Genomic DNA, 25,944 nt, shown 5'->3' on the forward strand with positions numbered 1-25,944 from the left:
TCTTGCGCGCTGCTCCGGGACCTCAGCGCGCCCTGTACGGACGCCGCCACTCACTCCAGGAGGCGGCGTCGTGACCGCAGAGACCTCCCAAACGCTCGACCGAGGACTGCGTGTCCTCAAACTCCTCGCCGACACCGACCACGGGCTGACCGTGACCGAGCTCTCCCACAACCTCGGCGTCAACCGCACCGTGGTCTACCGCCTGCTGGCGACGCTGGAGCTGCACGCCCTGGTGCGCCGCGACTCCGGCGGCCGGGCCAGGGTCGGCCTCGGCGTCCTGCGCCTGGGCCGCCAGGTGCATCCGCTGGTCAGGCAGGCCGCGCTGCCCGCGCTCCGGGCGCTCGCCGAGGACGTCGGCGCCACCGCGCACCTCACCCTCGTCGACGGCAACGAGGCGCTGGCCGTCGCGGTCGTCGAGCCGACCTGGACCGACTACCACGTCGCCTACCGGGCCGGTTTCCGTCACCCACTGGACCGCGGGGCCGCCGGGCGGGCCATACTCAAGGCCCGCCAGGGCCGACTGCACGACTCCGGACTCGCCCTGACGCACGGGGAGTTGGAGGCCGGCGCGAGCGGTGCCGCCGCGCCGCTGCTCGGGGTCAGCGGTATCGAGGGCAGCGTGGGTGTGGTGATGCTCGCGGACGCCGTCGACGAGCAGGTCGGGTCCCGGGTGGTCGAGGCGGCCCGGGAAGTGGCCGAAGCGCTGCGCTGAGGCCGCGGCGCTTGTCAGGTGCCGCCGGCCGGTCGGGCTGCACGCCGGCCGGCGGCACGGCACCGGCGCAGGTCACCGGCGTTCGCGCCCGCCCCCGCGCCGCCCGTCCCCGCCCCCGTAGGGCCGCCCCGCCCCGGGTGACGATCACCTACCGCATATGGCGAGCCTGTGGCGCCGCGGTGTGACGACAGGACCTGACGGGGCCGGTGGGGCGGGGTTCATTTAGGCTGGCGGGGTGTCCTCACGCGCCCGGGCCCTGCTGGTCTGCACCGCCCTCGTCCTCGCCGTCCTCGTCACCGCGGCGCTCGCGCCGCTGCCGTACTCGGTCGCGTATCCGGGTATCACGGCCAACGTCCTCGGTGACGACAAGGGCAAGCCGGTGATCACCATCTCCGGCGCCGACACCCGTGCCACCAGCGGGCAGCTGCGGATGACCTCCATCACCGCCACCGGCCCGGACGCCTCGGTCCACCTGCCGGACATCGTCACGGCGTGGTTCCGGACGGACGAGGCCGTGATGCCGCGCCAGTCGGTCTACCCGGTGGGCAACAACACCGAGGAGATCGCCGAGCACAACGCGGAGCAGATGAAGCAGTCCCAGGACAGCGCCACCCGGGCGGCCCTCGGGCAGCTCCACAAGTCGCCCAAGGACGTCAAGGTCACCCTGAGCCTGGCGGACGTCGGCGGGCCCAGCGCCGGCCTGATGTTCGCCCTCGGGATCATCGACAAGCTCGACGGCGACGGCGCCGGGCACGACCTGACCGGCGGCCGGACCGTCGCCGGGACCGGCACCATCGACGCCGGCGGCGCGGTCGGCGCGGTCGGCGGCGTCCCGCTCAAGACCCAGGCCGCGCACCGCGACGGCGCCACGGTCTTCCTCGTGCCCCGCCAGGAGTGCACCGACGCCCGCGCCGAGCTCCCGCAGAGCATGCGGCTGATCCCGGTCACCACCCTCGGCAGTGCGGTGGACGCCCTCAAGGCGCTCCGCACCGGCGGCGCCGTCCCCACCTGCTGACGGGCGCCCCCGTCCCGGCCCGTAACCCTCCCCGATCTCACCCCTCCTTGACGAAGCCCTCGTCGATCAGCCACTTCTTGGCGACGTCGTGCGGGTCCTTGCCGTCCACATCGACCTTGCGGTTGAGCGTCTGCGCGACGGTGTTGTCCAGCGCCCGGGTCACCGGCGCCAGCACCTCGGCGATCCGCGGGTACTTCGCCAGCGCCTTGGCGTTGATCTCCGGGGCGGCGTTGTAGTTCGGGAAGAAGTGTTTGTCGTCGGTGAGCACCGTCAGGCCCATCACCTTGATCCGCCCGTCGGTGGTGAAGACCTCGCCGAAGGTGCAGGACTTCCCCTGGGACGCCTCGGTGTAGACCACGCCGCCGGTCATCTTGCGGATGTTGCCGGACGGGATGTCCATGCCGTACGCCCGCGCCATGCCGGGCAGCCCGTCGTTGCGGGTGGCGAACTCGTTCTCCACGCACAGGGTGACCGCGCCCGGGGCCTTCTTCAGCAGCGCGGCGACGTCGGAGAGGGTGCGGACCCGGTACTTCCTGTCGTTGGCGGCGTTCAGTGCCAGCGCGTAGGTGTTGTTGAGCCGCGACTGCGGCAGCCACACGATGCCGTTCCTCCGGTCCGCGTCCCGTACGGCCTCCCACTGCTGCTGGACGTCGGGGATCGGCTTGGTGTGGCCGAGGTGGGTGATCCAGCCGGTGCCGGTGTACTCGTACATGCCGTCCGCGGTGCCGGTGCGCACCGCCTCGCGGGCGCCGATGGTGCCCTGGATGTTGGTCTTGTCGACGACGGTGGCGCCGGCCGCCTTGAAGACCAGGCCCATGATCTGGCCGAGGATGATGTTCTCGGTGAACTCCTTGGACGTGACGGTGAGTTGGGCGCCCTTGAGGGGCAGTCCCCGGCCGACCGTACCGGGCTTGACGTCGTCGGACATCGGACTGCCGCTGACCAGCCCGCAGCCGGCCGGCGCGGCCAGCGCCAGCAGCAGCGCGCAGACCGGTGCGAGGGCGCGCCCGCGCCGGCGGGCTCCGCGGCGCGCCATCAGGCCGCCACCTCCAGCCCGCGGGGCCGCAGCAGCAGCTCGGCCAGCGACGCCAGCCATTCGACGAGCAGCGCCAGCGCCACGGTCAGCACCGAGCCGAGGATCAGCACCGGCATCCGCTGGGTGATGATGCCCGCCGAGATCAGGTCGCCCAGCCCGCCGCCCCCGCCGAAGGTGGCCAGCGTCGCGGTGCCGACGTTCAGCACCAGCGCGGTCCGCACCCCGGCCAGGATCAGCGGTACGGCCAGCGGGAGTTCGACCCTGCCCAGGACGCCCATGGGGGACATCCCGATGCCCCGGGCCGCCTCGGTCAGCGTCGGGTCGATCCCGCGCAGCCCGGCGATGGTGTTGGCCAGCACCGGCAGCACGGCGTAGATCACCATGCCGGTGATCGCCGAGCGGGCGCCGATGCCCAGCCAGACGACCAGCAGCACCAGCAGGCCCAGCGCCGGCACCGCCTGCCCCAGGTTGGCGACGGCCATCGCGAACGGGGTGAGCCGGCGCAGCCGGGCCCGGGTCAGCGCGATGCCCAGCGGGATCGCGATGACCAGGACGAAGAAGGTGGAGACGGCGGTGAGCCCGATGTGCTGGCGCAGCGCCAGCCCCACCTTGCCGTTGTCGACCGCCTGGTGGGCGATGGAGTCCAGCCGGGCGCCGCGGAACCACAGCCAGGTGGCGAGCAGCGCGAGGACCAGGAAGGACGGCATGAACGTCCACTTCTGCCAGCTGATCCGGCGCTCCCCGCGGGCCGCGGACGGCGTGGGCGTCTCGTCGGACGCCGGCTCCCGGTCCGCCGCCGCCACCTCCTCGTCGTCTTCGGGCATCGCCCTCGCGGGGCGCTCCCCGCCCCGCGGCGGCTCCCGGCGTGCCCCGCCGCCGTCGCCCGCCGTCATGCCCGGCCTCCCGGACCGCCCTCGGGCCCGCCCGCGCCGTCCAGCCCCTCCTGGGCGAGCAGGGTGCGGTGGGCGCGCTGGAGCTGGAGTTCGTGCTGGTGCTCCATGGCGTCCAGGCGGTCCGCCTCCAGCAGTTCGTGGACGTTGTTCATCAGCGTCTCCATGTCGACCACACCGATGTACTCGCCGCGCCGACCGGTGACCGCGACCCGGCCCGCGTTGTCGGTCAGCACCGCCTCCAGCGCGTCCCGCAGCGTCGCGTCCCGGGTGACCGTGTCGGCGACCAGGGTCCCGGCCCGCGCCAGCGACTGCTTGGCCCGCGAGAGGTCGCCGCGGCGCAGCCACTTGTACGGGCGGCGGTGCCGGTCCAGCAGCAGCACTTCGTTGGTGGCGCCGTCGCGCAGCAGATCGAAGATCGACTGGAGCGGGTCGTCGATCCGGGCGGTGGGGAAGTCGACGACGCCCACGTCCCGGACGCGGGTCAGGTTCAGCCGCTTGAGCGCCGCCCCGGCGCCCACGAACCCGGAGACGAAGTCGTCGGCCGGGTTGGTGAGGATGGCTTCGGGGGTGTCGAACTGGGCGATGTGCGAGCGCTCGCGGAGCACCGCGATCCGGTCGCCGAGCTTGATCGCCTCGTCGAAGTCGTGGGTGACGAAGACGATGGTCTTGTGCAGCTCGTGCTGGAGCCGGATCAGCTCGTCCTGGAGGTGGTCGCGGGTGATCGGGTCGACCGCGCCGAACGGCTCGTCCATCAGCAGCACCGGCGGGTCGGCGGCCAGCGCGCGGGCGACCCCGACGCGCTGCTGCTGCCCGCCGGAGAGCTGCCGCGGGTAGCGCCCGTGGAACTCTCCCGGGTCCAGGCCGACCAGGTCGAGCATCTCCTCGACCCGGCTCCTGGTCCGCGCCGCGGACCAGCCGATCATCTTCGGCACGAGGGCGATGTTCTGCGCGACCGTCATGTGCGGGAACAGGCCGGACGCCTGGATCGCGTAGCCGACCTTGCGGCGCAGCTTGACCGGGTCGATGTCGGTGACGTCCTCGTCGCCGATCCTGATCCGCCCGGAGGTCGGCTCGATCAGCCGGTTGATCATCTTCAGCGTGGTGGACTTCCCGCAGCCGGACGGCCCGACGAAGATCACCGTCTCGCCGGCCCTGATCTCCATGCTGACGTTGTCGACGGCCGGTCCCGCGGTGCCCGGATAGACCTTCGTCAGGTTCTCCAGCCGGATGCCGGCGCCCGCGGCGGCCGGTTTCGCCGCCGCCGGTGCGGTGGTCTCCGCGGTGCTGCCGTTCCCGTACGTCTCAGGCACGGATCCCCCTGGGGATGGTCAGGCGTCCGATCAGGACGTACGCGGCGTCGAAGAGGAGGGCGAGGACGGCGATCCCGAGCGTTCCGGAGAGCACCTGGTTGAGCGAGTTGGCGCTGCCCAGCGAGGCGATGCCGCGGAAGATCTCGTTGCCGAGGCCGGGGCCGGAGGCGAACGCGGCGATGGCCGCGATGCCCATCAGCATCTGGGTGGAGACCCGGATGCCGGTGAGGATCGGCGGCCAGGCCAGCGGGAGTTCGACGCGGAAGAGCCGGGCGGCGCGCGACATCCCGATGCCCTTGGCCGCGTCGACCAGCGCCGGATCGACCCCGCGCAGCCCCACGATGGCGTTCCGGACGACCGGCAGCAGCCCGTACAGGGTCAGCGCGATGACGGTGGGCGCGACGCCGAGGCCGACGATCGGGATCAGCAGACCGATCAGGGCCAGGGACGGGATGGTCAGGATGGTGGCGGTGGCGGTGGTGGCGAGCGCGCCGGCCCATTCGGTGCGGTAGGTGGCGACACCGACGGCGACACCCAGCACGGTCGCGATCACCATGCACTGGAAGACCGCGCTGGCGTGCTGATACGTGTCCGTCAGCAGCTGGGTGTGCCGGCTGCCGACGTACTCCCAGAAGCTCACCCGTCGCCTCCTCGGTCGCTCGCCCGGTCCGGCCCGCCCTCCGGGCCCGGTCGCCGCCCGCCGCCGGTCAGTCCCCCGCCGCCTGCTTCACCAGCGGGATGATCCGCAGCGGAACGGGATTTTCCATCACAATCGCCGTCGAAGCCCGCACGATGCCATCAAAGCCCACAACCCGGTCGATCACCCGTTGCAGATCGGCGTTCGAGCGCGCGACGAGCCTGCACAACATGTCCCCGTGTCCCGTGGTTGTATGCAGCTCCAGTACTTCCGGCACGGTCGCCAAGTGGGCCCGGATGGCGCTGCCCTGGCCCTGCTTGATCTCCAGCGTCGCGAACGCGGTCACCGGATAGCCCAGCGCCGCCGGATCCACGTCCGGCCCGAAGCCCCTGATCACTCCGTTCGACTGAAGGCGGTCCAGCCGCGCCTGCACCGTCCCGCGGGCCACCCCGAGCCGCCGCGACGCCTCCAGGACGCCGATCCGCGGCTCCCGCGCGAGCAGCTCCAGCAGGGCCCCGTCCAAATGATCGATCGCCATGCCCGCAGCCTCCGATTTCGATGGTCATGATGTACAGAACGCCCGGTGCTACCGCCAGTCCGCTGTACAGATTGCCCAGCCAATACACAAACTATTGCGCACCTTGCGGATCGGCGGGACTCTGCGGCCATGGCAGACACCACGATGCACACCCAGCCCACCATCCCCGGCACGGCCCGGCAGGCGGACCCCTTCCCGGTCAAGGGGATGGACGCGGTCGTCTTCGCCGTCGGCAACGCCAAGCAGGCCGCGCACTACTACTCGACCGCCTTCGGCATGAAGCGCGTCGCCTACCACGGACCGGAGAACGGCAGCCGCGAGACGGCCAGTTACGTGCTCGAATCCGGCGGTGCCCGGTTCGTGTTCACCTCCGTCGTCAAGCCCACCACCGACTGGGGCCGGTTCCTCGCCGACCATGTGGCGGCGCACGGCGACGGCGTCGTCGACCTCGCCATCGAGGTGCCGGACGCCCGCGCCGCGTACGCCTACGCCGTCGAGCACGGCGCGACGGGCCTTACGGAGCCGTACGAGACCACGGACGAGCACGGCACCGTCGTCCGGGCCGCCATCGCCACCTACGGCCAGACCCGGCACACCCTTGTCGAGCGCTCCGGCTACGACGGCCCGTACCTGCCGGGCTACGTGGCGGCCGACCGGATCGTCGCCGCTCCTGCCAAGCGTTTCTTCCAGGCGATCGACCACTGCGTCGGCAATGTCGAGCTCGGCCGGATGAACGAGTGGGTCGCCTTTTACAACAAGGTCATGGGCTTCACCAATATGAAGGAGTTCGTCGGCGACGACATCGCCACCGAGTACTCCGCCCTGATGTCCAAGGTCGTCGCGGACGGCACCAAGAAGGTCAAGTTCCCGATCAACGAGCCCGCGATCGCCAAGAAGAAGTCGCAGATCGACGAGTACCTGGAGTTCTACGGCGGCCCCGGCGTCCAGCACATCGCGCTGGCCACCAACGACATCGTCGCGACGGTCCGTCAGATGCGGGCGGCGGGCGTGGAGTTCCTCGACGTCCCCGACTCGTACTACGACACCCTCGGCGAGTGGGTCGGCGACACCCGCGTCCCCCTCGACGAGCTGCGCGAGCTGAAGATCCTCGCCGACCGCGACGAGGACGGCTACCTGCTCCAGATCTTCACCAAGCCGGTCCAGGACCGCCCGACCGTCTTCTTCGAGATGATCGAGCGGCACGGCTCCCTCGGCTTCGGCAAGGGCAACTTCAAGGCGCTCTTCGAGGCCATCGAGCGCGAGCAGGACCGCCGCGGCAACCTCTGATCAGGCTCCGGCCGGCGCCGTCCGGCCCGCCCGTCGCCCGACCTCCACCCCCAGAGGACAGCGCTGCGCGCCGGCACCTCCCGTGGGCCGTACACGATCTTCCGTGTACGGCCCACGGGTGCGAAGGTGAAGCCATGGACCTCATCGAACGACTGCGCGCCGGTCTCCCCGACGGAGCCCTGCTCACCGACCCCGACGTCACCGGCTCCTACGCCCGGGACACGGCCAATTTCTGCGCGGCCGGCACCCCCGCCGCCGTCGTCCTGCCGCGCACCGTCGAACAGGTCCAGCACGTGATGCGCACCGCGACCGCGCTGCGCGTACCGGTCGTCCCGCAGGGCGCCCGCACCGGTGTCTCCGGCGCCGCCAACGCCGTCGACGGCTGCATCGTCCTCTCCCTCGTCAAAATGGACCGCATCCTGGAGATCAACCCCGTCGACCGGATCGCGGTCGTCGAGCCCGGCGTGATCAACGCCGTCCTCTCCCGCGCCGTGGCCGAGCAGGGCCTGTACTACCCGCCGGACCCCTCCAGCTGGGAGATGTGCACCATCGGCGGCAACATCGGCACCGCGGCGGGCGGCCTGTGCTGCGTGAAGTACGGGGTCACCGCCGAGTACGTCCTCGGCCTGGAGGTCGTCCTCGCCGACGGCCGGCTGATCACCACCGGCCGCCGCACCGCCAAGGGCGTCGCCGGCTACGACCTCACCCGCCTCTTCGTCGGCTCCGAGGGCAGCCTCGGCGTCGTCGTCCGCGCCACCCTGGCCCTGCGGCCCACCCCGCCCCAACAGCTCGCCATGGTCGCCGAGTTCGCCTCCGTGTCCGCCGCCGGCGAGGCGGTCTGCGCCATCATGGCGGGCGGCCACACCCCCTCCCTCCTGGAGCTGATGGACCGCACCAGCATCCGCGCGGTCAACGCCATGGCGCAGATGGGGCTGCCGGAGACCACCGAGGTGCTGCTGCTGGCCGCCTTCGACACCCCGGACCCGGCCGCCGACCTCGCCGCCGTCGGCGCCCTGTGCGAGGCGGCCGGCGCCACCCAGATCATCCCCGCCGAGGGCGCCGCCGAGTCCGAACTCCTCCTCCAGGCACGGCGGCTGGCCTTCCCCGCCCTGGAGCGGATCAGGCCCGCCATGCTCATCGACGACGTCTGCGTGCCGCGCTCCCAGCTCGCCGCGATGCTCGACGGCACCACCGCCATCGCCGAGAAGTACGACCTGACCATCGGCGTCTGCGCCCACGCCGGCGACGGCAACACCCACCCCCTGGTCTGCTTCGACCCCGCCGACCCCGACGAGGAACAGCGCGCCCGCGAGTCCTTCGACGAGATCATGGCCCTCGGCCTCCGCCTGGGCGGCACCATCACCGGCGAACACGGCGTGGGCGTCCTGAAGAAGGACTGGCTCGCCCGCGAACTGGGCCCGGACGGCATCGAGTTGCACCGCGGCATCAAGCAGGTCTTCGACCCGCTCGGCATCCTCAACCCGGGGAAGCTGTTCTAGGTTCCAGGGGCTGTCCGACGGGTCAGGGGGACCGGCGGTCCCCTGCCCGAACCACCGCGCGGGCAGGCCTCCCCGGCGGGATGCCGGTCCGCCGACGGACGAAGGATGCCGTTGGTCACCCTCGGCGGCTCTCCCGTCCGTCCGGCACCGCCCGGGGTCACAATGCCCCCATGACCGATGACCAGTCCCGAATTCCCGCCCGTCCGCTGCTGCGTCGCCCCCGGGACGGTGAGCTCATAGACGTCGCCGGCGTCGCGCACTTCTTCCGGTTGACCGGCGAGCACACGGGCGGGCACTTCGCCGTCGAGGAGTTCAGTCTCGCCCCTGGAGTGATGGGTGCCAGGCCGCACGTGCACGAGGGGCACGACGAGTACTTCTACGTCCTGGAGGGCGAGTTGACGCTCCACACCGGGGACGGCGAGGTAACGGCCGGCCCCGGGGATCTGCTCGCCGCGACCCGTGGCACCCCGCACGGCTTCCGCAATGCGGGCTCGGTCCTCGCACGCGCCCTGTGCCTCTACACTCCCGCCGGCTACGAGAACTACTTCCGTGACGTCCACGCCGCGGTGAGCGCCGGGGCCGAAGCGACCGATGAGCTGCTGGCCGAATTCCGCAGCCGCTACCGGACCAGTTCCTACCAGGTTCCCCCGGACAAGCCGTAGACCGACGGGGGCGGTTGGCCGCTGTGGCGCCCCTCACCGCCCGGAGGCGGCACCCCGCATACGAGGGCGGACGGGGCGGGACGGTGTCGGCACGCTGCTGCCGTGCCGCCGTCGCGCTGCGTCCCGTCGGGGGGCGCCACACCGGCTCACCGAGTGGCCGCTGAGCCGGGGTTCGGGATGGCGCGCTGCATGTCGCTGCGGTCCGCGTCTTCGTCGCCGTCGATCCCGCCGTCGGCTACGGGCAGACGCGCGCCGCGGCTCTCCGCGACCCGGTGCACGGTGTCGAGTGATTCGGTCAACTCGACGGCCAGCAGGTGCAGTTCACCGGATGTCCAGGCCCGCCCGTGAAGAACCTTCCGCGCCTCCGCGACGAGCACGGCGGCCGAGCCGAGCTGCTCCGTCTCCACTCGGTCGGCGAGCCGGGAGACGTACCCGGTCCCGTCACCCGGGAGGAGGAAGCACGGCTTGCCCTCCGGACTCGCCCACGGCAGCAGCCGCGGGGTGCTGTTGGTGTGGCCCGTCATGCGGCGCGCACCTCCGTTCCGTGGATGTGGCGGCGTTCGATGTCGACACCGTGCACGGCCAGCCACAGGGCGCGGCGCCGCCCGCGCCGCAACCGCCGCTCCCGGCGCTCCTTTTCGGTGAGGACGTACGGGCGGAGGAAGGGGCTCTCCGTGCTCCGCAGGAGCACCGGCGGGCGGAGGGGTGCGCGGGGCGGTGCGGGCGCCGTAGGGGCGCCCTCGCGGCGCGCGGTGATGGGCGGCGAACCGGGGGCCCGATGCCGACCGGCGGCCGGAAGTAACAGCCGCAGCAGCGGCAGGAAGAGGATCGCGATACGGTGCATGACGTTGTCAACTCCTTGGTAGTTGATGGCCACGCCCCCGGACCGGTCGCTCGGTCGCGGGGGTCTTGTGTGAACGGCGGATGGCCCCGCCCTGGGCCCATTACGTTGGGTAGGTACAGCGTTGCTCTGCGGAGTGCCGGGGGGGCAATGCCCGACGCGTGCCACTCATCGACTGTCACAAAGGGGGAGGCGTGAGCCGACGCAACGCCACAGGGGGAACAGCAGCCACCAATGCCGCCGTGTTCGGGGAGGTGCTGAAGCACTTCCGGGAGGCGGCGGGCCTCACCCAGGAAGAACTGGCGAGGAAGATTCCGTGCGACCGGTCGCATGTGGCCCGTGTCGAGGCGGGCACGCGCGTACCGCAGGACGCGTTTGCCGAGACGTGCGACGAACTCCTCTCCACGGGAGGGGTTTTACTGAGGTTGTGGGGGCGGATCGATTGGTATCCAGAGGTGGAGCACCCAGACTGGTTCCAGCGTCGCGCCGATATGGATGCTGTGGCCGTAGCTGTGCGTGCCTATCAAACGCAGGTAATCCCGGGGCTGTTGCAGACTGAGGACTACGCGTGGGCACTGTTCTCCGACATCGCGAGCAGCGAGGATGCGGAGGAACGCGTCAGAGCACGGATGAGCCGACAGCAACGCTTCCGCGCCGCCGACGGTCCTCTGTACATCGCGGTGTTGGACGAGAGCTGTCTGCGCAACGTGGTAGGGGGTCCAGCCGTGATGCGTGAGCAGTGCGTGCACCTGCTGGCTGTAGGGCAGCGCCCCAACGTCCGGATCCAGGTCGCTCCGGCCGCCCGCGCCGGACTCGTCCGACCCAAGACTTCCATGTCGCTGATCACGCTGCCCGATGGCGGTGAGTGGGTCTATTCGGAATCGCTGAACAGTGGCCATTTCAACGACGATCCAGCCGTCTACGCGCGCCACAGCCGTGCCTATGATGTGCTCAGGGCGGACGCTCTGTCAGCCCGCGAGTCCGCCGCTGTGATCAGTAAGGCGATGGAGGGGTACGAGCAGCATGGACAAGTACCAGCTGAGCGCGGCGACCTGGATCAAGAGCAGCTACAGCGACCGCGACGGCGGCGACTGCATCGAGGTGGCCCGCGGTATCCCCGGCGCCGTCCCCGTCCGTGACAGCAAGGTCCCGCACGGACCGGCGTTGGTGTTCCCGGCGGGGGAGTGGGCCGCGTTCGTCGCCGCCGTGAAGAGTGGGGAATTGACCGCCTGACGTCGGTGCATGGCCACTGGGGGCCATAAGATTCCCGGCATGGACACGCTCACTCCCATCGCCATCTTGGTTCTTGCCGCAGCCGTGCTCGGCTCCACCGTCACCCCCAGTCGTAACAAGCCGCTGGAACGGCGCCTCGCGCGGCTGGAGGAGAAGGTGGACCTCCTGATGGCCCACGTCGGTGTGGAGCAGCCTCAGGACCCCCGCATGGCCCAGCTCGACGAGCTGCTGGCGGAGGGCAAGCAGATTCAGGCGATCAAGGTGTACCGGGAGATCACCGGCGCCGGGCTCGCCGAGGCGAAGGAAGCGGTCGACCGCCGGATGCGCTGAGCGCGCCGTGGGCAGAGGATGGCGGGACAGGGCTTCGGGGCAGCGCGCCCCGGCCCACCTCATGCCCAGCAGGGGAGCGAGCGCCGATGGCAGCGAGCGAAGCGACAGGTCCGAACGGGGCCGCCGGGAGCGGTGACGGGCTCTACGACGTGATCGTGCTGGGCGGCGGGCCCACCGGCGAGAACGTCGCCGACCGGGTGCACGCCGCCGGGCTGAGCGCGGTCCTCGTGGAGAGCGAACTGGTCGGCGGCGAATGCTCTTACTGGGCCTGCATGCCCAGCAAGGCCCTGCTCCGCCCGGTCACCGCCCGTTCGGAGGCGCGCCGGGTACCCGGCGTGGACGAAGCGGTCGGCAGGCCGCTGGACCCGCCCGCGGTGCTCGCCCACCGCGACGCCTTCGCCTCGTACTGGAAGGACGACGGGCAGGTCCGCTGGCTGGACTCGGTCGGCGTCGACCTCGTCCGTGGCCACGGACGGCTGGCCGGGCCGCGCCAAGTGAGCGTCGACGGCGGTCGGACGCTGACCGCCCGGCACGCGGTCGCGGTGTGCACCGGCAGCCGTCCTCTGCTGCCCCCTATTCCCGGCCTGGCCGAGGCCGAGCCCTGGGTCAGCCGGAACGCCACCAGCGCGCAGACCGTCCCGGGCCGGCTGGTGATCGTCGGCGGCGGAGTGGTCGGTGTCGAGATGGCGACCGCCTGGCGGGCCCTGGGGTCCTCGGTGACGCTGCTGGTCCGCGGTGACGGGCTGCTGCCCCGCATGGAGCCGTTCGCCGGGCACCTGGTCGCCGAATCGCTGGCCGAGGCGGGGGTGTTCCTCCGTACGGGAGTCGAGGTGCGCGAGGTGCGGCGGGAGGCGCCGGGCGGGCCGGTCACCGTCGTGCTGGACGCGGGGGACGAGATCGTCGCCGACGAGTTGCTGATGGCCACCGGCCGCGGCCCGCGCACCGACGACCTGGGACTGGAGACGGTCGGACTGACGCCCGGCAGCTGGCTGGACGTCGACGACAGCTGCCGGGTCAAGGCGGTCGGCGACGGCTGGCTCTACGGCGTCGGCGACGTCAACCACCGCGCGCTGCTCACCCATCAGGGCAAGTACCAGGCCCGGATCGCCGGCGCCGCCATCGCCGCGCGCGCCCGCGGTGTCCCCCTCCTGGAGACCGACCGCTGGGGCGCGCACTCCGCCACCGCCGACACCGACGCCGTCCCGCAGGTCGTCTTCAGCGACCCGGAGGCCGCCGCGGTGGGGCTGAGCGCCGCCGAGGCGGAACGCGCCGGATACCGCATCCGCGTCGTCGACCAGGACCTGGGCGCGGTGGCCGGCGCGTCCCTGTACGCCGAGGGCTACCGCGGCCGGGCCCGGATCGTCGTCGACCTGAGCCGCGAGGTGCTGCTCGGGGCCACCTTCGTCGGGCCCGGCGTCGGTGAACTGCTGCACTCCGCCACCATCGCGGTCGCCGGGGAGGTCCCCGTCGAACGGCTCTGGCACGCGGTGCCCGCCTACCCGACGATCAGTGAGGTGTGGCTGCGCCTGCTGGAGGCGTACCGCGGCGACTGAACGGCGGCGTAAGGCGACTGAACGGCGGCGTAAGGCGCGTGAACGGGGACGTAAGGCGCGTGAACGGGGACGTAAGGCGCGTGAACGGGGGCGTAAGGCGCGGACCGGCACCCCCTTACGCCCCGGGCTCCGGGCACTCGTCCGACGGCCACGGCGCGTCCGGCCGGGCGTCGTCCCGGGGGGCCAGTGCGAGCAGTTCGCTCAGCCCTTTGTCGATGCCCAGGTGCGCCTGCTCGGTTCCCGGCGGCACGATCCGCAGGGTGCGCTCCAGCCACGCCGAGACGGCCGCGGCCGGCGCCTCCAGCAGCGCGTCGCCGTCCGGCGAGCTCAGCGCCACGCAGACCAGGCTGCGGCCGTCCAGCTTCGTCGGCCAGACCCGTACGTCGCCCTCGCCGCACGGCCGGAAGACGCCCTCGACGAGCAGTTCGCGGGCGAACGTCCAGTGGACGGGGGAGTCCGACCCGACATGGAAGGTGACATGGACGGCATAGGGGTCGTCCGTCCGGTAGGTCAGCCGCGCGGGCACCGGAATGCTTCGCTCCGGCGACAGGACCAGGCCCAGTTCCAGCTCTCGTTCCACCACGGTGTGCATCAGATCCGCCTCTCTCCAACTCCCTGTGCGCGACCCGTGAGCGGGCCGCCACAGGAGAGAGGCGGTGGGCACCGGACTCTTACACGACTTCGTACAACTTTTTTCCGCGGTCTCTTCCAGGTGGTCGGGGCAGGGCGCGGGCACCGATGTGACCCGGGGTCTGATAGATGTGGACGCCGCGTTGCGGCAGACTGCACCCCGACACCCACCAGGCCGAGAACAGATACGGGACTTCGGACATGAGCGCCCCTACCTCAGGATCCGCCGGCGGCAGCCCCACGCCAGGCTTCTACCCGGACCCGTCCATCCCCGGCTACATCCGGTACTGGAACGGTGCCGCGTGGGTGCCGGGCACCAGCCGCCCCGCCCCCGCAGAGGGCGAGGCGATGCCCGCACCGCCGCCCGGCGTGGCCCCGGCGCCCGCCGCCGTCGACGAGACCGGCCCGGTCTTCCTCGACGAGGCGGACCCGGCGAGCGGCACCGCGACCCCGGTGGTGCGCCCCCGCGGCGAGGTCGAGGCCCCCGGCGTCGCCTGGGACGACCCGGCCCGGCTGCACGGCGCCGGCCCGGAATCGGCCGCCTCCTGGCACGCCGACGCCTCCCGGCAGAGCGGCTTCGGCGAGGACGGCCGGGTCTCCTGGGGCTCGCCCGACCAGGCCCCGGCAGGGACGCCGTCCGGCGGCGCCTCCTGGGGCACGCTCCCGCCGCAGCGCGCGGGCGGCGCCGGCGAGCCCGCGCCCGGTGACGCCCCCGGCACCCCGCCGTCCGCCACCCCGGCCCCGGACGCTCCGCGCACGCCCGACGCCCCCGCCGACGGGACGGTCACCATCCGGGCCGTCAACCCGGGGGCCCGCCCCCGCTCCGGCGACCAGGGCACCACCGCCATCCGCGCGGTGCAGCCCGGCGCCGGCAAGCCGTCCGGCGACCAGGGCACCACCGCGTTCCGCGCCGTACGGCCGGACGCCGGCGGCAAGCCCGCCCCCAAGAGCGAGACGATGGCCTTCCGGCTCCCGTCCGGCGGCCGGTCCAACTCCGCCCCGCCCGCCGGCGGTACGCCCCAGGCCCTGCCGTCCGTCGGCACCCCCGACCGGGCCCCCGCCCAGCAGCCGCCCGCCCAACAGCCGCCCACCCAGCAGCCCCCGGCCGCGCCGTCCCCCGGCTTCCCGCCGCAGGGCGGTGCCGGTGCCGGTGCCGGTGCTCCGGGCGATGACGGGGTCATCCCCTGGAAGCCGCCGTCCGCCGACGTCTTCTTCGCCGCCGCGCAGGCGCAGCAGGGCCACCCGGCGCCCCTCGGCCGCCGGCTCGCGGCCCGGCTGGTCGACAGCCTGGTGCTGGCCGTGCTCACCCTGGCGGCGGCGCTGCCCATGTGGTCCACGGTCACCGACCACATCGACGCCAAGGTCGAGGCGGCCAAGCAGTCCGGCCAGACGGTGACGGTGTATCTGATCGACGGCACCACCGCCCCGGTCCTCCTCGCGATCCTGGCCGTCTTCCTGATCGGCGGGGGGCTCCTGGAGATCCTGCCGACGCTCAAGTGGGGCCGCACGCTGGGCAAGAAGCTGTGCGGCGTACGCGTGCTGGACATCGAGAGCCACGACACCCCGGCGCTCAGCCAGGCGATCAAGCGCTGGTTGCTCTACGGCGTGCTCGGGGTGCTGGGCATCGGCGTGATCAATGTCGTCTGGTGCGTGTTCGACCAGCCGTGGCGGCAGTGCTGGCACGACAAGCTCGCCCGTACCTTCGTCGCCGACCGGCCGGCATCCGACTGACCTTCCCCGAGCTCTCCGCTCCCCCCCAAGTTCTCGGCTGCGCTCGAACAGGGGGGACCCCATGCGCAGGGGAGACCCGTTGGCGCAGGGGGTCCCGTGCACGCACGGGACCCCCCGATCCCGGCCCGGCGGCCCGGCCCGACCGACCGTCACCCGGCCCGGCGGCCCGGCTCCGCCGAACGGACGTCGCCGGATGCGGCGGCCGTCCGCAGGGGGTCGACTCGGGCCATGAGTACCGACCAGCCCCGGCCCGGCCCCGGTGAACCGCCGGAGAACGACCCGCTCCTGAAGAAGCCGCCGGAGCCTCCGGCGGGCGGCGCTCCGTACGGCAGCGCACCGCGCAACGGCTCCGCGCAGGGCGCCGGAACGGGCGACGCGGGCGGCACCCCACCACCGCCGGGCGGTACGCCTCCTCCCGGCGGTACGCCTCCTCCTGGCGGTACCCCGCCCCCTGGCGGTCCGCCCCCCGGAGGTCCGCCGCCTCCGCCCGGAGGCCCTCCGCCCCCGCCCGGTGGCCCCCCGCCGTCCTACGGAGGCGGTCCCTACGGCGCGGGGGAGTACGGGGCCGATCCGCTGGCCGGGATGCCGCCGCTGGCGAACCGCGGCAAGCGGCTGCTCGCCCGCATCATCGACGCGATCATCATCGGTGTCCCGATCACCCTGATCATGAACGCGATCGTCGGCTGGGTGGACTACTTCAGCACCAACAGCGTCGAGACCAGCAAGCAGGCGACGGTGTCCGGCGTGACGATGCTGGCGTATCTGATCTACGAGGGGCTGATGCTCACCAGCCGCGGGCAGACCCTCGGCAAGATGGCGATGAAGATCCGGGTCGCGATGCTCTCCAACGGGTCGATTCCCACCATGCAGGCGGGCTGGACCCGGGCCGCGGTCTACACGCTGCCGGAGATCGTGCCGTGCTGCGGCTTCATCTTCTGGCTGGTCAACGTGTTGTGGTGCACCTGGGACAAGCCGTACCAGCAGTGCCTGCACGACAAGGCCGCCCGCACCGTGGTGGTGGCCACGGACTGAGCGGGCCCCGGAGCCGGGTCAGCGGGAGTGCTCGCCGACCCGGGCCCCGGCGCGCGGACGCGGCGGTGCGAAGCGCTCGGCCGGGGCCGGTACCGCCGTCAACGGGGCGGGCGCGGCAGCGGACTTGGCGCGGGCGGCGTGCCGGCGGACCACCCGCGACTTGCCGGGCATCGGGACCGTCATCGCGACCAGCAGCCCGAGCCCCAGCCCGGCGATGGCAATGACCGCGACCCCGATCCCGGTCTGCGTCTGGGAGAGCAGCAGCATCGCGAGGGTGGAGAGAAAGACGGTGGCCGAACCGTAGACGAGCTGGGTGGCAGTCGGACGAGGCATGGCGGGATCCGTCCTCGGAGGGTCGGCAGGGAGGGGGTGTCGGCTCAAGGGCGCGCCATCGGGCGAGCCTACGGTCCCTACTGCCCGAGTGGAACGCCAGGTAAGCGTGACCTTACCCACGGGTCGGGAGCACAGGGGGCGCACGGGCTCGTTGCAGGTTTGCCCGACAAGAAACCCCCAATGGTGTCATGCCTGTTGAGGGCGGGGGCGCATGCCCGGCAGGCATATACCCCGGCCGATGGCGGCGCCGGGAGCGGCCCGGCACGGCGGGGAAATTTTCCGGCGCGCGGTGTCCGATATCCGTAACACGCGGGCGCGGCATCGTACTTGACGAACATCCCGCGTCAAGATCCGTATCTTCCCCCTCACTTCCGGTCCCAGGTTCCGACCGGTCCCGACTTCCGGTCCCGACGTTCCGACTTGCGGTCCCAAGTCCCCAGGAACCGACCGGTTCAAGGAGAGGGCTTCGCCAAGTGGGATGCCGGGGAGGGGGGTTCGGCGCCGGGCGGGATTCGCCCGGTCGACGCGCGCCCGCGCGCGGTCGTTCCCGACGGTCGGCACGGCGTCCACCACAGCCCGGCGCCCCCCGGCCGGCGGGGCGGCCGTTCCTGACGCCGGCGCCCGGATCGCGATCACGGACGAAGCCGAGGGCGGCTCGACGGTGACGCTCCAGTTCGGTCCCGTAGGTAAATGAAAAATAAAAATCGCAGGTCAGCGCATTATTGGTCGATACCCCCTAGCGGGCGGCGGTCGACTCGCGTTTAGATGCGTCCTACAGTTCCTTGTTGACACCGAGTCTCACGGGGGAGATATGACAATGACCCGAGGCGGCTTCATCAGGCTTCCAGGCGGAAGCGTGGTGGTCGCCCTCTCACTGCCCAGACCGGACCACGGACCGCTCTGCGGACCCTACGACGGCGGCTGCCGCATCCGGGTCCTGGTGCACGCCGTGAACCGCCAGCGCGCCCTGACCAGGCTGCGCAACCTCGGCCTGCGGGCGGTCTACCTGCGCGGCAACACCGAGCCGCCGACACCGGACGAGATCACCGCCGTCCTGCACCACCCGGACGGCCTGGTCTGGCGCGAGGCACCCGAGGACGAAACGGAGTCCTGGCACCCGATACGGGCACTGCTGCGGCCCGCCGCCCACCAGGCCGTGGGCGCCTGACAGGGCCGCCCGGCCGACCGGCCGCTCAGCCGCCGAGGACCACCGGCTTGCCGCTGAGCTCCGCGCCCGCCGCGCGGAGCTCCTCCAGCGCCCGCTCGGTGGTCCCGGCGGCCACCCCGGCCGTCAGGTCCAGCAGCACATGGGTGCGCAGCCCGGCGGCGAGCGCGTCCAGGGCGGTGGCCCGTACGCAGTGGTCCGTGGCGATCCCGACCACGTCCACCTCGCTGACGTCCCGCTCGCGCAGCCAGTCCGCGAGCGGGGTGCCGTTCTCGTCGGCGCCCTCGAAACCGCTGTACGCAGCCGCGTACTCACCCTTCGAGAACACCGCGTCGATCGCCCCGGAGGCGATGGCCGGCGCGAAGTTCGGGTGGAAACCGCTGCCCTCGGTGCCCGCCACGCAGTGGGCCGGCCAGGAGTCCCGGAAGTCGGGGTGGTCGGAGAAGTGGCCACCGGGGTCGATGTGGTGGTCGCGGGTGGCCACCACATGGCGGTAGCAGCCGCCGGCCGCCTGGCCCACGAGATCGGTGATGGCCGCCGCGACATCCGCACCCCCCGCCACCGCGAGGCTGCCGCCCTCGCAGAAGTCGTTCTGTACGTCGACGACGATGAGTGCCCGGTGCATGGTGCGTGCCTTCCGGCTCGGGAGGGAGAGGCGCTGATTTCTCTGCGTACGGAGAGGCGCTGATGTTTTGGAGGAGCGGTGTGACCGAGGGTAGCCACTGCGGGCCCGGTAGGGGAGGGCCCGGCGGCACCGCGCGGGTACGGGGCCGCCCCCGCGGTGTACCCGGGGCCGGTCAGAGGAATTCGGTGGCCAGCACCGGCTCCCCGCGCGAGAGCTGGGTCGCCGACAGCGGCAGCCCGGCGCGGGCCGCGATGTGCCGGTCCCGGGCGGCGTCCAGCGGCTCCCGGGCCACCACCTTGCCGCCGCTGACCAGCGGCACCTGGAGCTGCCGGTCGGCCAGCTCGGCCGGTACCGGACCGGTGCCGATCACCTCGGCCTCGGCCACCCCGGCCTCGTCGAGCCGGCGCGCCGCCCACTTGCGCCCGCCGACCGAGGACTTGGCGCCCATCGACTTCTTCGCCACCGGCCGCAGCGGCGCGCCCGGCTTCTCGGTGTCCGCGCGGGCCACCAGCTTGTAGACCATCGAGCAGGTCGGGTGCCCGCTGCCGGTCACCAACTGGGTGCCGACCCCGTACGCGTCCACCGGCGCCGCGGCGAGCGAGGCGATGGCGTACTCGTCCAGGTCGCTGGTGACCACGATCTTGGTCTTGGTCGCGCCCAGCTCGTCCAGCTGCTGGCGCACCCGGTGCGCGATCAGCAGCAGGTCGCCGGAGTCGATCCGCACGGCCCCCAGGCCGGGGCCGGCTACCTCGACCGCGGCGCGCACCGCCTCGGTCACGTCGAAGGTGTCCACCAGCAGCGTGGTGCCGCTGCCGAGGGTGTCGACCTGCGCGGTGAAGGCGTCCCGCTCGGTGTCGTGCAGCAGGGTGAAGGCGTGCGCGCTGGTGCCGACCGTGGGGATGTTGTAGCGGAAGCCGGCCGCCAGGTCCGAGGTGACGTGGAAGCCGCCCACATACGCGGCGCGGGCCGCGGCCACCGCCGACAGCTCGTGGGTGCGCCGGGCGCCCATCTCCATCAGCGGCCGGTCGCCGGCCGCCACCGCCATCCGGGAGGCCGCCGCGGCCACCGCCGAGTCGTGGTTGAGGATCGAGAGGATCACCGTCTCCAGCACCACCGCCTCGGCGAAGGTGCCCTCCACGCGCATGATCGGCGAGCCGGGGAAGTAGACCTCGCCCTCCGGGTAGCCCCAGATGTCGCCGCGGAAGCGGTAGTCGGCCAGCCACCGGAGCGTGGGCTCGTCGAGGATGCCGCGCTCGCGCAGGAAGCCGAGGATGGTCTCGTCGAAGCGGAAGTTCTCCACCGCGTCGAGCACCCGCCCGGTCCCCGCCACCACGCCGTAGCGGCGGCCCTCGGGCAGCCGCCGGGTGAAGACCTCGAAGACCGACCGGCGGTGGGCGCTCCCGGACCGCAACGCGGCCTGGAGCATGGTGAGTTCGTACTGGTCGGTGAAGAGCGCAGTCGACGGCACGGCCACCGGCAGTCCCAGGTCTGCTGTGTTCACTTCGGCATACCTCGCAATTCTCTCCCTGCGCACCGCGCCGGGCACCGGCCGGGGCCCGGGAGCCCGCGGCGGCAGCCCCAGTTGTCACAGCCCCCGGAGAGGCGGCATGGAGACGATGCTACCCCCATTACTCGTCACTCTGACGATAGCGGGGTGCGGGCCGCACCGGCGGCCCGTGCGCCGCGCCGACGCGGCCCGCACGGGGGGCATTTGTGCACCACCCGCCCCCTGGTGGCAGCATGGGCCCTGTGAGCGCCCACCCGTCACCCACGATCACCCTCCGGCCGCACCGCTGCACCCTCAGTGTCCCGGTCGAGATCGAGCGTCCCGAGTCGAGCGAGGCCCCCTTCGAGGTGCCGGAGCCCGACGTCCCGTGGGTCACGATCGTTCACAACGACCCCGTGAATCTCATGAGCTATGTCTCGTACGTCTTCCAGTCGTACTTCGGCTACACCAAGGACAAGGCGCACCAGCTGATGCTCGACGTCCATCACAAAGGCCGCGCGATCGTCTCCAGCGGCACCCGCGAGGAAATGGAGCGCGACGTGCAGGCCATGCACGGCTACGGCCTGTGGGCGACCCTCCAGCAGGACCGCGCATGACCGGCCAGTTCGAGCCGCTGCCCGACGGCGGCGCCGCCGCACCGCTCGACGACGTCGAGATCTCCATCCTGCGCAGCCTCGCCGTCCAGCTCCTGGAGCTGATGGGCCCGGGCGTGGAGCCCGCCGGTGGCGGTGACGACAGTGACGACCTGCTGGCGTCGATCTTCAGCGACGGCCCCAGCGAGCCGCCCGCCGACCCGGTCCTGGCGCGCCTCTTCCCCGACGCGTACGGCGGCCCGGACCTGGTCCCCGACGACGATGTCCGCGCCGCCTCCGCCGAGTTCCGCCGCTACACGGAGAACGACCTGCGGGCCCGCAAGCGGGAGGACGCCCTCGCGCTGGTGCGCGCGTTGGACGCGCTGGAGTCCGCGAAGGGCGGCGCCGTGCTGCGGCTGAACCCCGACGAGTGCCGGCAGTGGCTCGGCGGGCTCAACGACCTCCGGCTGGCCATCGGCACCAGGCTGGAGGTCACCGACGAGGACGACGGCGGGGAGCTGCTGCGGCTTCCGGACAGCGATCCGCGCAAGCCGATGGTGCTGGCCTACCTCTGGCTCGGCGGACTCCAGGAGACCCTGGTCGAAGCGCTCACCGGGTGAGATCCGGGAGCAAAACCGGGCGTACCCCCGCGATTGATCACCAGGTGTTCGCTCAGCGGAGCCTCAAATCCGGATAACGATCGCGTCACCACCCCCGTGCGGTGTGCCGCGGCTTCCGAACTTTGTCCGGATTTCTCTGTGTCTCTGCTCACTTTGTCCCTAGGCGATCTCCGACAGCTCGTGATAAAAGTTCTCGACCTGCCGTGAGCGACGCCACCCCTGTCGCTGCGGGAGCGCTGAGCCGGCCGACCGTCGGCGTGCAGGACTCCATCCGGGGGGATCGGGACCCGATCCGGACAGACCGGGTCGGAATGGAGAAAGGCGCACCAACTCATGACCTCAGTGCAGGTCGACAAGGAACACGACGGCGACGAGGCCGCTGGCAACGCCCCGGAAGAGGGCTACCAGCGGGGTCTGGGCAATCGCCAGATCCAGATGATCGCCATCGGCGGTGCCATCGGAACCGGTCTGTTCCTCGGGGCGGGCAAGGCGATCTCGAAGGCCGGGCCGAGCATCATCCTGGCCTACGCCATCGTCGGTCTGGTCATCTTCTTCATCATGCGGGCGCTCGGCGAACTGCTGATGTACCGGCCCGTTTCCGGCTCGTTCTCCGAATACGGCCGGGAATTCCTCGGCCCCTTCATCGGGTTCGTGACGGGCTGGACGTACTGGCTCTTCTGGGTCGTCACCGGCATCACGGAAGTGACCGCCGCGGCCACCTATATCCAGTACTGGGACAAGGGCATACCGCAATGGGTGTCGGCGCTGGTCTTCACCGTCGCGCTCTTCGGCATCAACCTCATCTCGGTGAAGATCTTCGGTGAACTGGAATTCTGGTTCTCGATGGTCAAGGTCACCGCGATCATCGGCATGATCCTGATCGGCCTCGGCGTCATCACCCTCGGCTTCTCCAAGGCCGGCGACACCGCGTCGTTCAGCCTCCTGTGGAGCCACGGCGGCTTCTTCCCCAAGGGCATCGGCGGCACGCTGATGACGCTCCAGATCGTGATGTTCGCCTTCCTCGCCGTCGAACTCGTCGGCGTCACCGCGGGCGAGGCGAACGAGCCGAAGAAGGTGCTCCCCAAGGCCATCAACACCGTGCCGTGGCGGATCGGCCTCTTCTACATCGGTGCGCTCATCATCATCCTGTCCGTCGTCAGCTGGACGGCCTTCAAGCCGGGCGTCAGCCCGTTCGTCGCCGCCTTCCAGCAGATCGGCCTGCCGGCCGGCGCGGGCATCGTCAACTTCGTCGTGCTGACCGCGGCGCTGTCCTCGGCCAACTCCGGTATGTACTCCACCGGCCGGATGCTGCGCGACCTGGCGCTCAACGGCCAGGGCCCCAAGATCTTCACCCGGCTCAGCAAGACCGGCCTGCCCACCTGGGGCACCGGCATCTCGGTCGCGCTGATGCTGTTCGGCGTCTACATCAACTACCAGTGGCCCGGCGACGCGTTCAACTACGTCGTCTCCTTCGCCACCATCTCCGGTATGTGGGCCTGGATCGTCATCCTGCTCTCGCAGCTGCGCTACCGGGCCAAGGCGAACCGCGGCGAGCTGCCGCAGTCCGAGTTCAAGGCCCCCGGTGCCCCGTACACCTCGATCTTCGCGCTGGCCTTCATCGGCATGGTGATCGTGATGATGGGCATCGACCCGGACGCCCGGATCTCGCTCTACGCGGCGCCCCTGTGGGCGGTCATCCTGGGCGTGGGCTACCTCGCCATCAAGCGCCGGGGCGCCGCCGCCCCGGTGGCCTCCGAGAAGTAACCCCCGCGGCCGGGCCGGTCCCGCACCGCGCGCCTGTCCAGCATTCGGGCCCGTACGTACCACTCTTCGGTACGTACGGGCCCTCTGCTTGCCCGCCCGTCTCCCTCCACCACCCACAACCGAGTTCCCCCAGGCTCCGCCCGGGGGGACCCCCATCGCACACCCCTCTTATTCTTGGCCGCATGCTGACCCTCACCAAGGCCCTCCACGACCGGATCGTCGAGCACGCCCGCCAGGACCACCCCGACGAGGCGTGCGGCGTGGTCGCGGGACCGGCCGGCAGCGGGCGCCCCGAGCGGTTCATCCCGATGCTGAACGCCGCCCGCTCGCCCACCTTCTACGAATTCGACTCCGCCGACCTGCTCAAGCTCTACCGCGAGATGGACGACCGGGACGAGGAACCGGTCATCATCTACCACTCGCACACCGCCACCGAGGCCTACCCCTCGCGCACCGACATCTCCTACGCCAACGAGCCCGGCGCGCACTACGTCCTCGTCTCCACCGCCGACACCGACGACGCCGGGCCCTTCCAGTTCCGCTCGTTCCGCATCGTGGACGGCGAGGTCACCGAGGAAGAGGTCGAGATCGTCGAGGCGTACTCCTGAGCCGTGGCCGACCTCATGCCGGAGCCGGGCAGCGGGCGTGACCTGGGGGTTCGGCCCCCGATGGGGTCCGCCCGGACGACCCCGCGGGACCCGCGTCCCACCTGGCGTACAGCAAACGTCCGCATCATGGGACGAGGTTCCAATACCCGGACCGGGAATCGCTACGATGACCGCATGGTTGACCACGTCGTGGGCGTAACGAGCGAGCAGAGGCCGGGCATGCTGCCGCATGCCCCGCTCGCCACGCGCCGCTCCGCATCCGCCCTCCTGGGCGCCTTCGGCTGCGGAGCCGCACGGCTGCACATCGACCTGTGCCGCCTCTCCAGCGCCATCTGTCCGCGCTGCGCCGCCGGCTGACCCGGCCCCGCCCTCCCCGGCCTTCGCCGGGCGGTCCCCCAGCCCGCGGCGCCCCGCCGCACCCGTCCCGCACGGGCCCCGCGCCACCCGGCGCACCCGCACCCCGTCCGTCCGCCGCACGGCCGGGCGCACCGCACGCAGCGCACGTCCCGCATCCCGCCACCGCACTCCGACAGGAGCAGTCCCATGGCCATCGAGGTCCGAATCCCGACCATCCTGCGCACCTACACCGACGGCGAGAAGGCCGTCGAGGGCACCGGCGCGACCCTCGCCGAGCTCATCACCGACCTGGAGACCCGGCACACCGGCATCCGCGAGCGCCTCGTCGACGGTGAGCAGCTGCGCCGCTTCGTGAACGTCTACCTCAACGACGAGGACGTGCGCTTCCTCCAGGGCATCTCCACCGAGCTGGCCGACGGCGACAGCGTGACGATCCTCCCCGCGGTAGCCGGCGGAATGGTCTGATGCGGTACGACTCCCCGCTGGCGGCGGTCGGGAACACCCCTCTCGTCCGCCTCCCGCGCCTCTCGCCCTCCGACGACGTCCGCATCTGGGCGAAGCTGGAGGACCGCAACCCCACGGGCTCCGTCAAGGACCGGCCCGCGCTCCACATGATCGAGCAGGCCGAGAAGGACGGCCGGCTCACCCCCGGCTGCACGATCCTGGAGCCCACCAGCGGCAACACCGGCATCTCGCTCGCCATGGCGGCAAAGCTCAAGGGCTACCGCATCGTCTGCGTGATGCCCGAGAACACCTCCTCGGAACGGCGCGAACTGCTCGCCATGTGGGGCGCCGAGATCATCTCCTCGCCCGCGGCCGGCGGCTCCAACACCGCCGTACGGGTCGCCAAGGAACTCGCCGCCGAGCACCCCGACTGGGTGATGCTCTACCAGTACGGGAACCCCGACAACGCCGGTGCCCACTACGCCACCACCGGCCCCGAGATCCTCGCCGACCTCCCCTCCGTCACCCACTTCGTGGCCGGCCTCGGCACCACCGGCACCCTGATGGGCGTCGGCCGCTATCTGCGCGAGCACGTCCCCGGCGTGCAGATCGTCGCCGCCGAACCCCGCTACGACGACGTCGTCTACGGCCTGCGCAACCTCGACGAGGGCTTCATCCCCGAGCTCTACGACGAGTCCGTGCTCACCTCCCGTTTCTCCGTCGGTTCCGAGGACGCGGTCCGCCGCACCCGTGAACTCCTCGCGACGGAAGGCATCTTCGCCGGCATCTCCACCGGCGCGGCCCTGCACGCCGCCATCGGCGTCGGCAGGAAGGCGGTGCGGGCCGGCGAATCCGCCGACATCGTCTTCGTCGTCGCGGACGGCGGCTGGAAATACCTTTCGACGGGCGTCTACACGGCCGAGTCGACGGAAGCGGCGATCGCGACGCTGCACGGCCAGCTCTGGGCGTAGGCCACTCCAGGGGGCGGGGTGCCACCCGGCGGCAGCCGG

General features: G+C 71.8%; 30 protein-coding genes. 19 read left to right on the plus strand and 11 right to left on the minus strand.

All coding sequences use genetic code 11. The features are described 5' to 3' along the window. The first annotated feature begins 70 nt into the window (after nucleotides 1-70). Nucleotides 71-712 carry an IclR family transcriptional regulator gene (locus tag IEZ17_RS32055; protein ID WP_189306304.1) on the plus strand — a complete coding sequence of 214 codons (642 nt, stop codon included), beginning with the start codon at nucleotides 71-73 and terminating at the stop codon, nucleotides 710-712. 235 nt (nucleotides 713-947) lie between these two features. Next, entirely contained in the window at nucleotides 948-1,727 is a 780-nt protein-coding gene (locus IEZ17_RS32060) for a S16 family serine protease (protein WP_189306306.1), read from the plus strand. A gap of 37 nt (nucleotides 1,728-1,764) precedes the next feature. Here IEZ17_RS32060 and IEZ17_RS32065 read toward each other — a convergent pair whose 3' ends face one another. The 5 genes from IEZ17_RS32065 to IEZ17_RS32085 all read right to left on the minus strand — a co-directional run bounded on the left by IEZ17_RS32065 (nucleotide 1,765) and on the right by IEZ17_RS32085 (nucleotide 6,141). After that, nucleotides 1,765-2,763, minus strand: coding sequence for a glycine betaine ABC transporter substrate-binding protein (locus tag IEZ17_RS32065; RefSeq protein WP_189306308.1), 999 nt, complete (start codon nucleotides 2,761-2,763; stop codon nucleotides 1,765-1,767). Then, on the minus strand, nucleotides 2,763-3,656 hold the full coding sequence (locus tag IEZ17_RS32070) for an ABC transporter permease (RefSeq protein WP_189306310.1): 894 nt from the start codon (nucleotides 3,654-3,656) through the stop codon (nucleotides 2,763-2,765). The genes IEZ17_RS32065 and IEZ17_RS32070 overlap by 1 nt, the downstream gene beginning before the upstream one ends. After that, a complete protein-coding gene (locus IEZ17_RS32075) occupies nucleotides 3,653-4,966 on the minus strand; it encodes an ABC transporter ATP-binding protein (RefSeq protein ID WP_189306312.1) in 1,314 nt (437 codons plus the stop codon). Before IEZ17_RS32075 ends, IEZ17_RS32070 begins: the two co-directional genes overlap by 4 nt. After that, nucleotides 4,959-5,606 (minus strand): ABC transporter permease, encoded by a 648-nt coding sequence (locus IEZ17_RS32080; RefSeq protein WP_189306314.1) that lies wholly within the window; start codon nucleotides 5,604-5,606, stop codon nucleotides 4,959-4,961. Before IEZ17_RS32080 ends, IEZ17_RS32075 begins: the two co-directional genes overlap by 8 nt. Nucleotides 5,607-5,673: 67 nt before the next feature. Beyond that, nucleotides 5,674-6,141, minus strand: a complete 468-nt coding sequence (locus IEZ17_RS32085) for an Lrp/AsnC family transcriptional regulator (protein ID WP_189306316.1) — start codon at nucleotides 6,139-6,141, stop codon at nucleotides 5,674-5,676. A gap of 129 nt (nucleotides 6,142-6,270) precedes the next feature. Here IEZ17_RS32085 and hppD point away from each other — a divergent pair, with 129 nt between their 5' ends. The 3 genes from hppD (at nucleotide 6,271) to IEZ17_RS32100 (ending at nucleotide 9,589) form a co-directional block, all read left to right on the plus strand. Further along, nucleotides 6,271-7,428 (plus strand): 4-hydroxyphenylpyruvate dioxygenase, encoded by a 1,158-nt coding sequence (gene hppD / locus IEZ17_RS32090; RefSeq protein WP_189306318.1) that lies wholly within the window; start codon nucleotides 6,271-6,273, stop codon nucleotides 7,426-7,428. A gap of 134 nt (nucleotides 7,429-7,562) precedes the next feature. Further along, complete coding sequence (locus IEZ17_RS32095) at nucleotides 7,563-8,927, plus strand: FAD-binding oxidoreductase (protein ID WP_189306321.1); 1,365 nt, start codon at nucleotides 7,563-7,565, stop codon at nucleotides 8,925-8,927. Between the two features lie 170 nt (nucleotides 8,928-9,097). Beyond that, nucleotides 9,098-9,589, plus strand: coding sequence for a cupin domain-containing protein (locus IEZ17_RS32100; RefSeq protein WP_189306323.1), 492 nt, complete (start codon nucleotides 9,098-9,100; stop codon nucleotides 9,587-9,589). A 146-nt stretch (nucleotides 9,590-9,735) separates the two neighbouring features. Here IEZ17_RS32100 and IEZ17_RS32105 read toward each other — a convergent pair whose 3' ends face one another. Continuing rightward, nucleotides 9,736-10,113 (minus strand): hypothetical protein, encoded by a 378-nt coding sequence (locus IEZ17_RS32105; RefSeq protein ID WP_189306325.1) that lies wholly within the window; start codon nucleotides 10,111-10,113, stop codon nucleotides 9,736-9,738. Beyond that, nucleotides 10,110-10,433: a hypothetical protein gene (locus tag IEZ17_RS32110; protein ID WP_189306327.1), complete on the minus strand. Its 324-nt coding sequence runs from the start codon at nucleotides 10,431-10,433 to the stop codon at nucleotides 10,110-10,112. Before IEZ17_RS32110 ends, IEZ17_RS32105 begins: the two co-directional genes overlap by 4 nt. 191 nt (nucleotides 10,434-10,624) lie before the next feature. Between IEZ17_RS32110 and IEZ17_RS32115 the strand changes: the two genes are divergently transcribed. The 4 genes from IEZ17_RS32115 (at nucleotide 10,625) to IEZ17_RS32125 (ending at nucleotide 13,546) form a co-directional block, all read left to right on the plus strand. Beyond that, the gene (locus tag IEZ17_RS32115) at nucleotides 10,625-11,569 is read left to right on the plus strand and encodes a helix-turn-helix domain-containing protein (protein WP_229852854.1); all 945 of its coding nucleotides are present in this window, start codon (nucleotides 10,625-10,627) and stop codon (nucleotides 11,567-11,569) included. Next, entirely contained in the window at nucleotides 11,532-11,663 is a 132-nt protein-coding gene (locus IEZ17_RS43200; RefSeq protein WP_308427732.1) for a DUF397 domain-containing protein, read from the plus strand. The genes IEZ17_RS32115 and IEZ17_RS43200 overlap by 38 nt, the downstream gene beginning before the upstream one ends. 39 nt (nucleotides 11,664-11,702) lie before the next feature. Beyond that, nucleotides 11,703-11,993 carry a ribosomal protein L7/L12 gene (locus IEZ17_RS32120; RefSeq protein ID WP_189306329.1) on the plus strand — a complete coding sequence of 97 codons (291 nt, stop codon included), beginning with the start codon at nucleotides 11,703-11,705 and terminating at the stop codon, nucleotides 11,991-11,993. Nucleotides 11,994-12,079: 86 nt separating this feature from the next. Further along, the gene (locus tag IEZ17_RS32125) at nucleotides 12,080-13,546 is read left to right on the plus strand and encodes a dihydrolipoyl dehydrogenase family protein (RefSeq protein ID WP_189306331.1); all 1,467 of its coding nucleotides are present in this window, start codon (nucleotides 12,080-12,082) and stop codon (nucleotides 13,544-13,546) included. A gap of 115 nt (nucleotides 13,547-13,661) precedes the next feature. On the opposite strand, the gene IEZ17_RS32130 is transcribed toward IEZ17_RS32125, so the two are convergent. Beyond that, the gene (locus tag IEZ17_RS32130) at nucleotides 13,662-14,138 is read right to left on the minus strand and encodes an SsgA family sporulation/cell division regulator (protein ID WP_189306333.1); all 477 of its coding nucleotides are present in this window, start codon (nucleotides 14,136-14,138) and stop codon (nucleotides 13,662-13,664) included. Between the two features lie 239 nt (nucleotides 14,139-14,377). Between IEZ17_RS32130 and IEZ17_RS32135 the strand changes: the two genes are divergently transcribed. Both IEZ17_RS32135 and IEZ17_RS32140 read left to right on the plus strand, forming a co-directional pair. After that, nucleotides 14,378-15,907 carry an RDD family protein gene (locus IEZ17_RS32135; RefSeq protein WP_189306335.1) on the plus strand — a complete coding sequence of 510 codons (1,530 nt, stop codon included), beginning with the start codon at nucleotides 14,378-14,380 and terminating at the stop codon, nucleotides 15,905-15,907. Nucleotides 15,908-16,135: 228 nt separating this feature from the next. Next, nucleotides 16,136-16,939, plus strand: a complete 804-nt coding sequence (locus IEZ17_RS32140) for an RDD family protein (RefSeq protein WP_189306337.1) — start codon at nucleotides 16,136-16,138, stop codon at nucleotides 16,937-16,939. An 18-nt stretch (nucleotides 16,940-16,957) separates the two neighbouring features. Here the strand turns inward: IEZ17_RS32140 and IEZ17_RS32145 are convergent, their stop codons facing one another. After that, nucleotides 16,958-17,272 carry a hypothetical protein gene (locus IEZ17_RS32145; RefSeq protein ID WP_189306339.1) on the minus strand — a complete coding sequence of 105 codons (315 nt, stop codon included), beginning with the start codon at nucleotides 17,270-17,272 and terminating at the stop codon, nucleotides 16,958-16,960. Nucleotides 17,273-18,089: 817 nt separating this feature from the next. Between IEZ17_RS32145 and IEZ17_RS32150 the strand changes: the two genes are divergently transcribed. Continuing rightward, nucleotides 18,090-18,440: a hypothetical protein gene (locus tag IEZ17_RS32150; protein ID WP_308427735.1), complete on the plus strand. Its 351-nt coding sequence runs from the start codon at nucleotides 18,090-18,092 to the stop codon at nucleotides 18,438-18,440. A 25-nt stretch (nucleotides 18,441-18,465) separates the two neighbouring features. Here the strand turns inward: IEZ17_RS32150 and IEZ17_RS32155 are convergent, their stop codons facing one another. Together IEZ17_RS32155 and IEZ17_RS32160 are read right to left on the minus strand one after the other, a co-directional pair. After that, nucleotides 18,466-19,062, minus strand: a complete 597-nt coding sequence (locus IEZ17_RS32155) for an isochorismatase family protein (RefSeq protein WP_189306343.1) — start codon at nucleotides 19,060-19,062, stop codon at nucleotides 18,466-18,468. A 172-nt stretch (nucleotides 19,063-19,234) separates the two neighbouring features. Further along, a complete protein-coding gene (locus IEZ17_RS32160; RefSeq protein ID WP_189306345.1) occupies nucleotides 19,235-20,563 on the minus strand; it encodes a nicotinate phosphoribosyltransferase in 1,329 nt (442 codons plus the stop codon). Nucleotides 20,564-20,811: 248 nt separating this feature from the next. Here IEZ17_RS32160 and clpS point away from each other — a divergent pair, with 248 nt between their 5' ends. The 7 genes from clpS (at nucleotide 20,812) to IEZ17_RS32195 (ending at nucleotide 25,905) form a co-directional block, all read left to right on the plus strand. Further along, a complete protein-coding gene (clpS, locus tag IEZ17_RS32165; protein ID WP_308427733.1) occupies nucleotides 20,812-21,165 on the plus strand; it encodes an ATP-dependent Clp protease adapter ClpS in 354 nt (117 codons plus the stop codon). Continuing rightward, on the plus strand, nucleotides 21,162-21,761 hold the full coding sequence (locus tag IEZ17_RS32170; protein WP_189306349.1) for a DUF2017 domain-containing protein: 600 nt from the start codon (nucleotides 21,162-21,164) through the stop codon (nucleotides 21,759-21,761). Before clpS ends, IEZ17_RS32170 begins: the two co-directional genes overlap by 4 nt. Before the next feature lie 333 nt (nucleotides 21,762-22,094). After that, complete coding sequence (locus tag IEZ17_RS32175; RefSeq protein ID WP_189306351.1) at nucleotides 22,095-23,525, plus strand: amino acid permease; 1,431 nt, start codon at nucleotides 22,095-22,097, stop codon at nucleotides 23,523-23,525. Nucleotides 23,526-23,707: 182 nt separating this feature from the next. Next, entirely contained in the window at nucleotides 23,708-24,133 is a 426-nt protein-coding gene (locus tag IEZ17_RS32180) for a M67 family metallopeptidase (RefSeq protein ID WP_189306353.1), read from the plus strand. A gap of 174 nt (nucleotides 24,134-24,307) precedes the next feature. Then, entirely contained in the window at nucleotides 24,308-24,490 is a 183-nt protein-coding gene (locus IEZ17_RS32185; RefSeq protein ID WP_308427734.1) for a putative leader peptide, read from the plus strand. A 186-nt stretch (nucleotides 24,491-24,676) separates the two neighbouring features. Then, on the plus strand, nucleotides 24,677-24,955 hold the full coding sequence (locus IEZ17_RS32190) for a MoaD/ThiS family protein (RefSeq protein WP_189306357.1): 279 nt from the start codon (nucleotides 24,677-24,679) through the stop codon (nucleotides 24,953-24,955). After that, nucleotides 24,955-25,905, plus strand: a complete 951-nt coding sequence (locus IEZ17_RS32195) for a PLP-dependent cysteine synthase family protein (RefSeq protein ID WP_189306359.1) — start codon at nucleotides 24,955-24,957, stop codon at nucleotides 25,903-25,905. Before IEZ17_RS32190 ends, IEZ17_RS32195 begins: the two co-directional genes overlap by 1 nt. The last annotated feature ends 39 nt before the right edge of the window (nucleotides 25,906-25,944 follow it).

This window comes from Streptomyces albospinus (assembly GCF_014648695.1).
GTDB lineage: Bacteria > Actinomycetota > Actinomycetes > Streptomycetales > Streptomycetaceae > Streptomyces > Streptomyces albospinus.

Excerpts from the sequence above, each read along its gene's own strand:
- IEZ17_RS32125 (WP_189306331.1), top strand. The coding sequence starts at position 12,080 with ATGGCAGCGAGCGAAGCGACAGGTCCGAACGGGGCCGCCGGGAGCGGT.
- hppD (WP_189306318.1), top strand. The coding sequence starts at position 6,271 with ATGGCAGACACCACGATGCACACCCAGCCCACCATCCCCGGCACGGCC.
- IEZ17_RS32175 (WP_189306351.1), top strand. The coding sequence starts at position 22,095 with ATGACCTCAGTGCAGGTCGACAAGGAACACGACGGCGACGAGGCCGCT.
- IEZ17_RS32085 (WP_189306316.1), bottom strand. The coding sequence starts at position 6,141 with ATGGCGATCGATCATTTGGACGGGGCCCTGCTGGAGCTGCTCGCGCGG.
- IEZ17_RS32065 (WP_189306308.1), bottom strand. The coding sequence starts at position 2,763 with ATGGCGCGCCGCGGAGCCCGCCGGCGCGGGCGCGCCCTCGCACCGGTC.
- IEZ17_RS32095 (WP_189306321.1), top strand. The coding sequence starts at position 7,563 with ATGGACCTCATCGAACGACTGCGCGCCGGTCTCCCCGACGGAGCCCTG.
- IEZ17_RS32180 (WP_189306353.1), top strand. The coding sequence starts at position 23,708 with ATGCTGACCCTCACCAAGGCCCTCCACGACCGGATCGTCGAGCACGCC.
- IEZ17_RS32100 (WP_189306323.1), top strand. The coding sequence starts at position 9,098 with ATGACCGATGACCAGTCCCGAATTCCCGCCCGTCCGCTGCTGCGTCGC.
- IEZ17_RS32195 (WP_189306359.1), top strand. The coding sequence starts at position 24,955 with ATGCGGTACGACTCCCCGCTGGCGGCGGTCGGGAACACCCCTCTCGTC.
- IEZ17_RS32120 (WP_189306329.1), top strand. The coding sequence starts at position 11,703 with ATGGACACGCTCACTCCCATCGCCATCTTGGTTCTTGCCGCAGCCGTG.
- IEZ17_RS32155 (WP_189306343.1), bottom strand. The coding sequence starts at position 19,062 with ATGCACCGGGCACTCATCGTCGTCGACGTACAGAACGACTTCTGCGAG.
- IEZ17_RS32150 (WP_308427735.1), top strand. The coding sequence starts at position 18,090 with ATGACCCGAGGCGGCTTCATCAGGCTTCCAGGCGGAAGCGTGGTGGTC.
- IEZ17_RS32105 (WP_189306325.1), bottom strand. The coding sequence starts at position 10,113 with ATGACGGGCCACACCAACAGCACCCCGCGGCTGCTGCCGTGGGCGAGT.
- IEZ17_RS32140 (WP_189306337.1), top strand. The coding sequence starts at position 16,136 with ATGAGTACCGACCAGCCCCGGCCCGGCCCCGGTGAACCGCCGGAGAAC.
- IEZ17_RS32130 (WP_189306333.1), bottom strand. The coding sequence starts at position 14,138 with ATGCACACCGTGGTGGAACGAGAGCTGGAACTGGGCCTGGTCCTGTCG.
- IEZ17_RS32135 (WP_189306335.1), top strand. The coding sequence starts at position 14,378 with ATGAGCGCCCCTACCTCAGGATCCGCCGGCGGCAGCCCCACGCCAGGC.
- IEZ17_RS32070 (WP_189306310.1), bottom strand. The coding sequence starts at position 3,656 with ATGACGGCGGGCGACGGCGGCGGGGCACGCCGGGAGCCGCCGCGGGGC.
- IEZ17_RS32110 (WP_189306327.1), bottom strand. The coding sequence starts at position 10,433 with ATGCACCGTATCGCGATCCTCTTCCTGCCGCTGCTGCGGCTGTTACTT.
- IEZ17_RS32190 (WP_189306357.1), top strand. The coding sequence starts at position 24,677 with ATGGCCATCGAGGTCCGAATCCCGACCATCCTGCGCACCTACACCGAC.
- IEZ17_RS32145 (WP_189306339.1), bottom strand. The coding sequence starts at position 17,272 with ATGCCTCGTCCGACTGCCACCCAGCTCGTCTACGGTTCGGCCACCGTC.
- IEZ17_RS32170 (WP_189306349.1), top strand. The coding sequence starts at position 21,162 with ATGACCGGCCAGTTCGAGCCGCTGCCCGACGGCGGCGCCGCCGCACCG.
- IEZ17_RS32185 (WP_308427734.1), top strand. The coding sequence starts at position 24,308 with ATGGTTGACCACGTCGTGGGCGTAACGAGCGAGCAGAGGCCGGGCATG.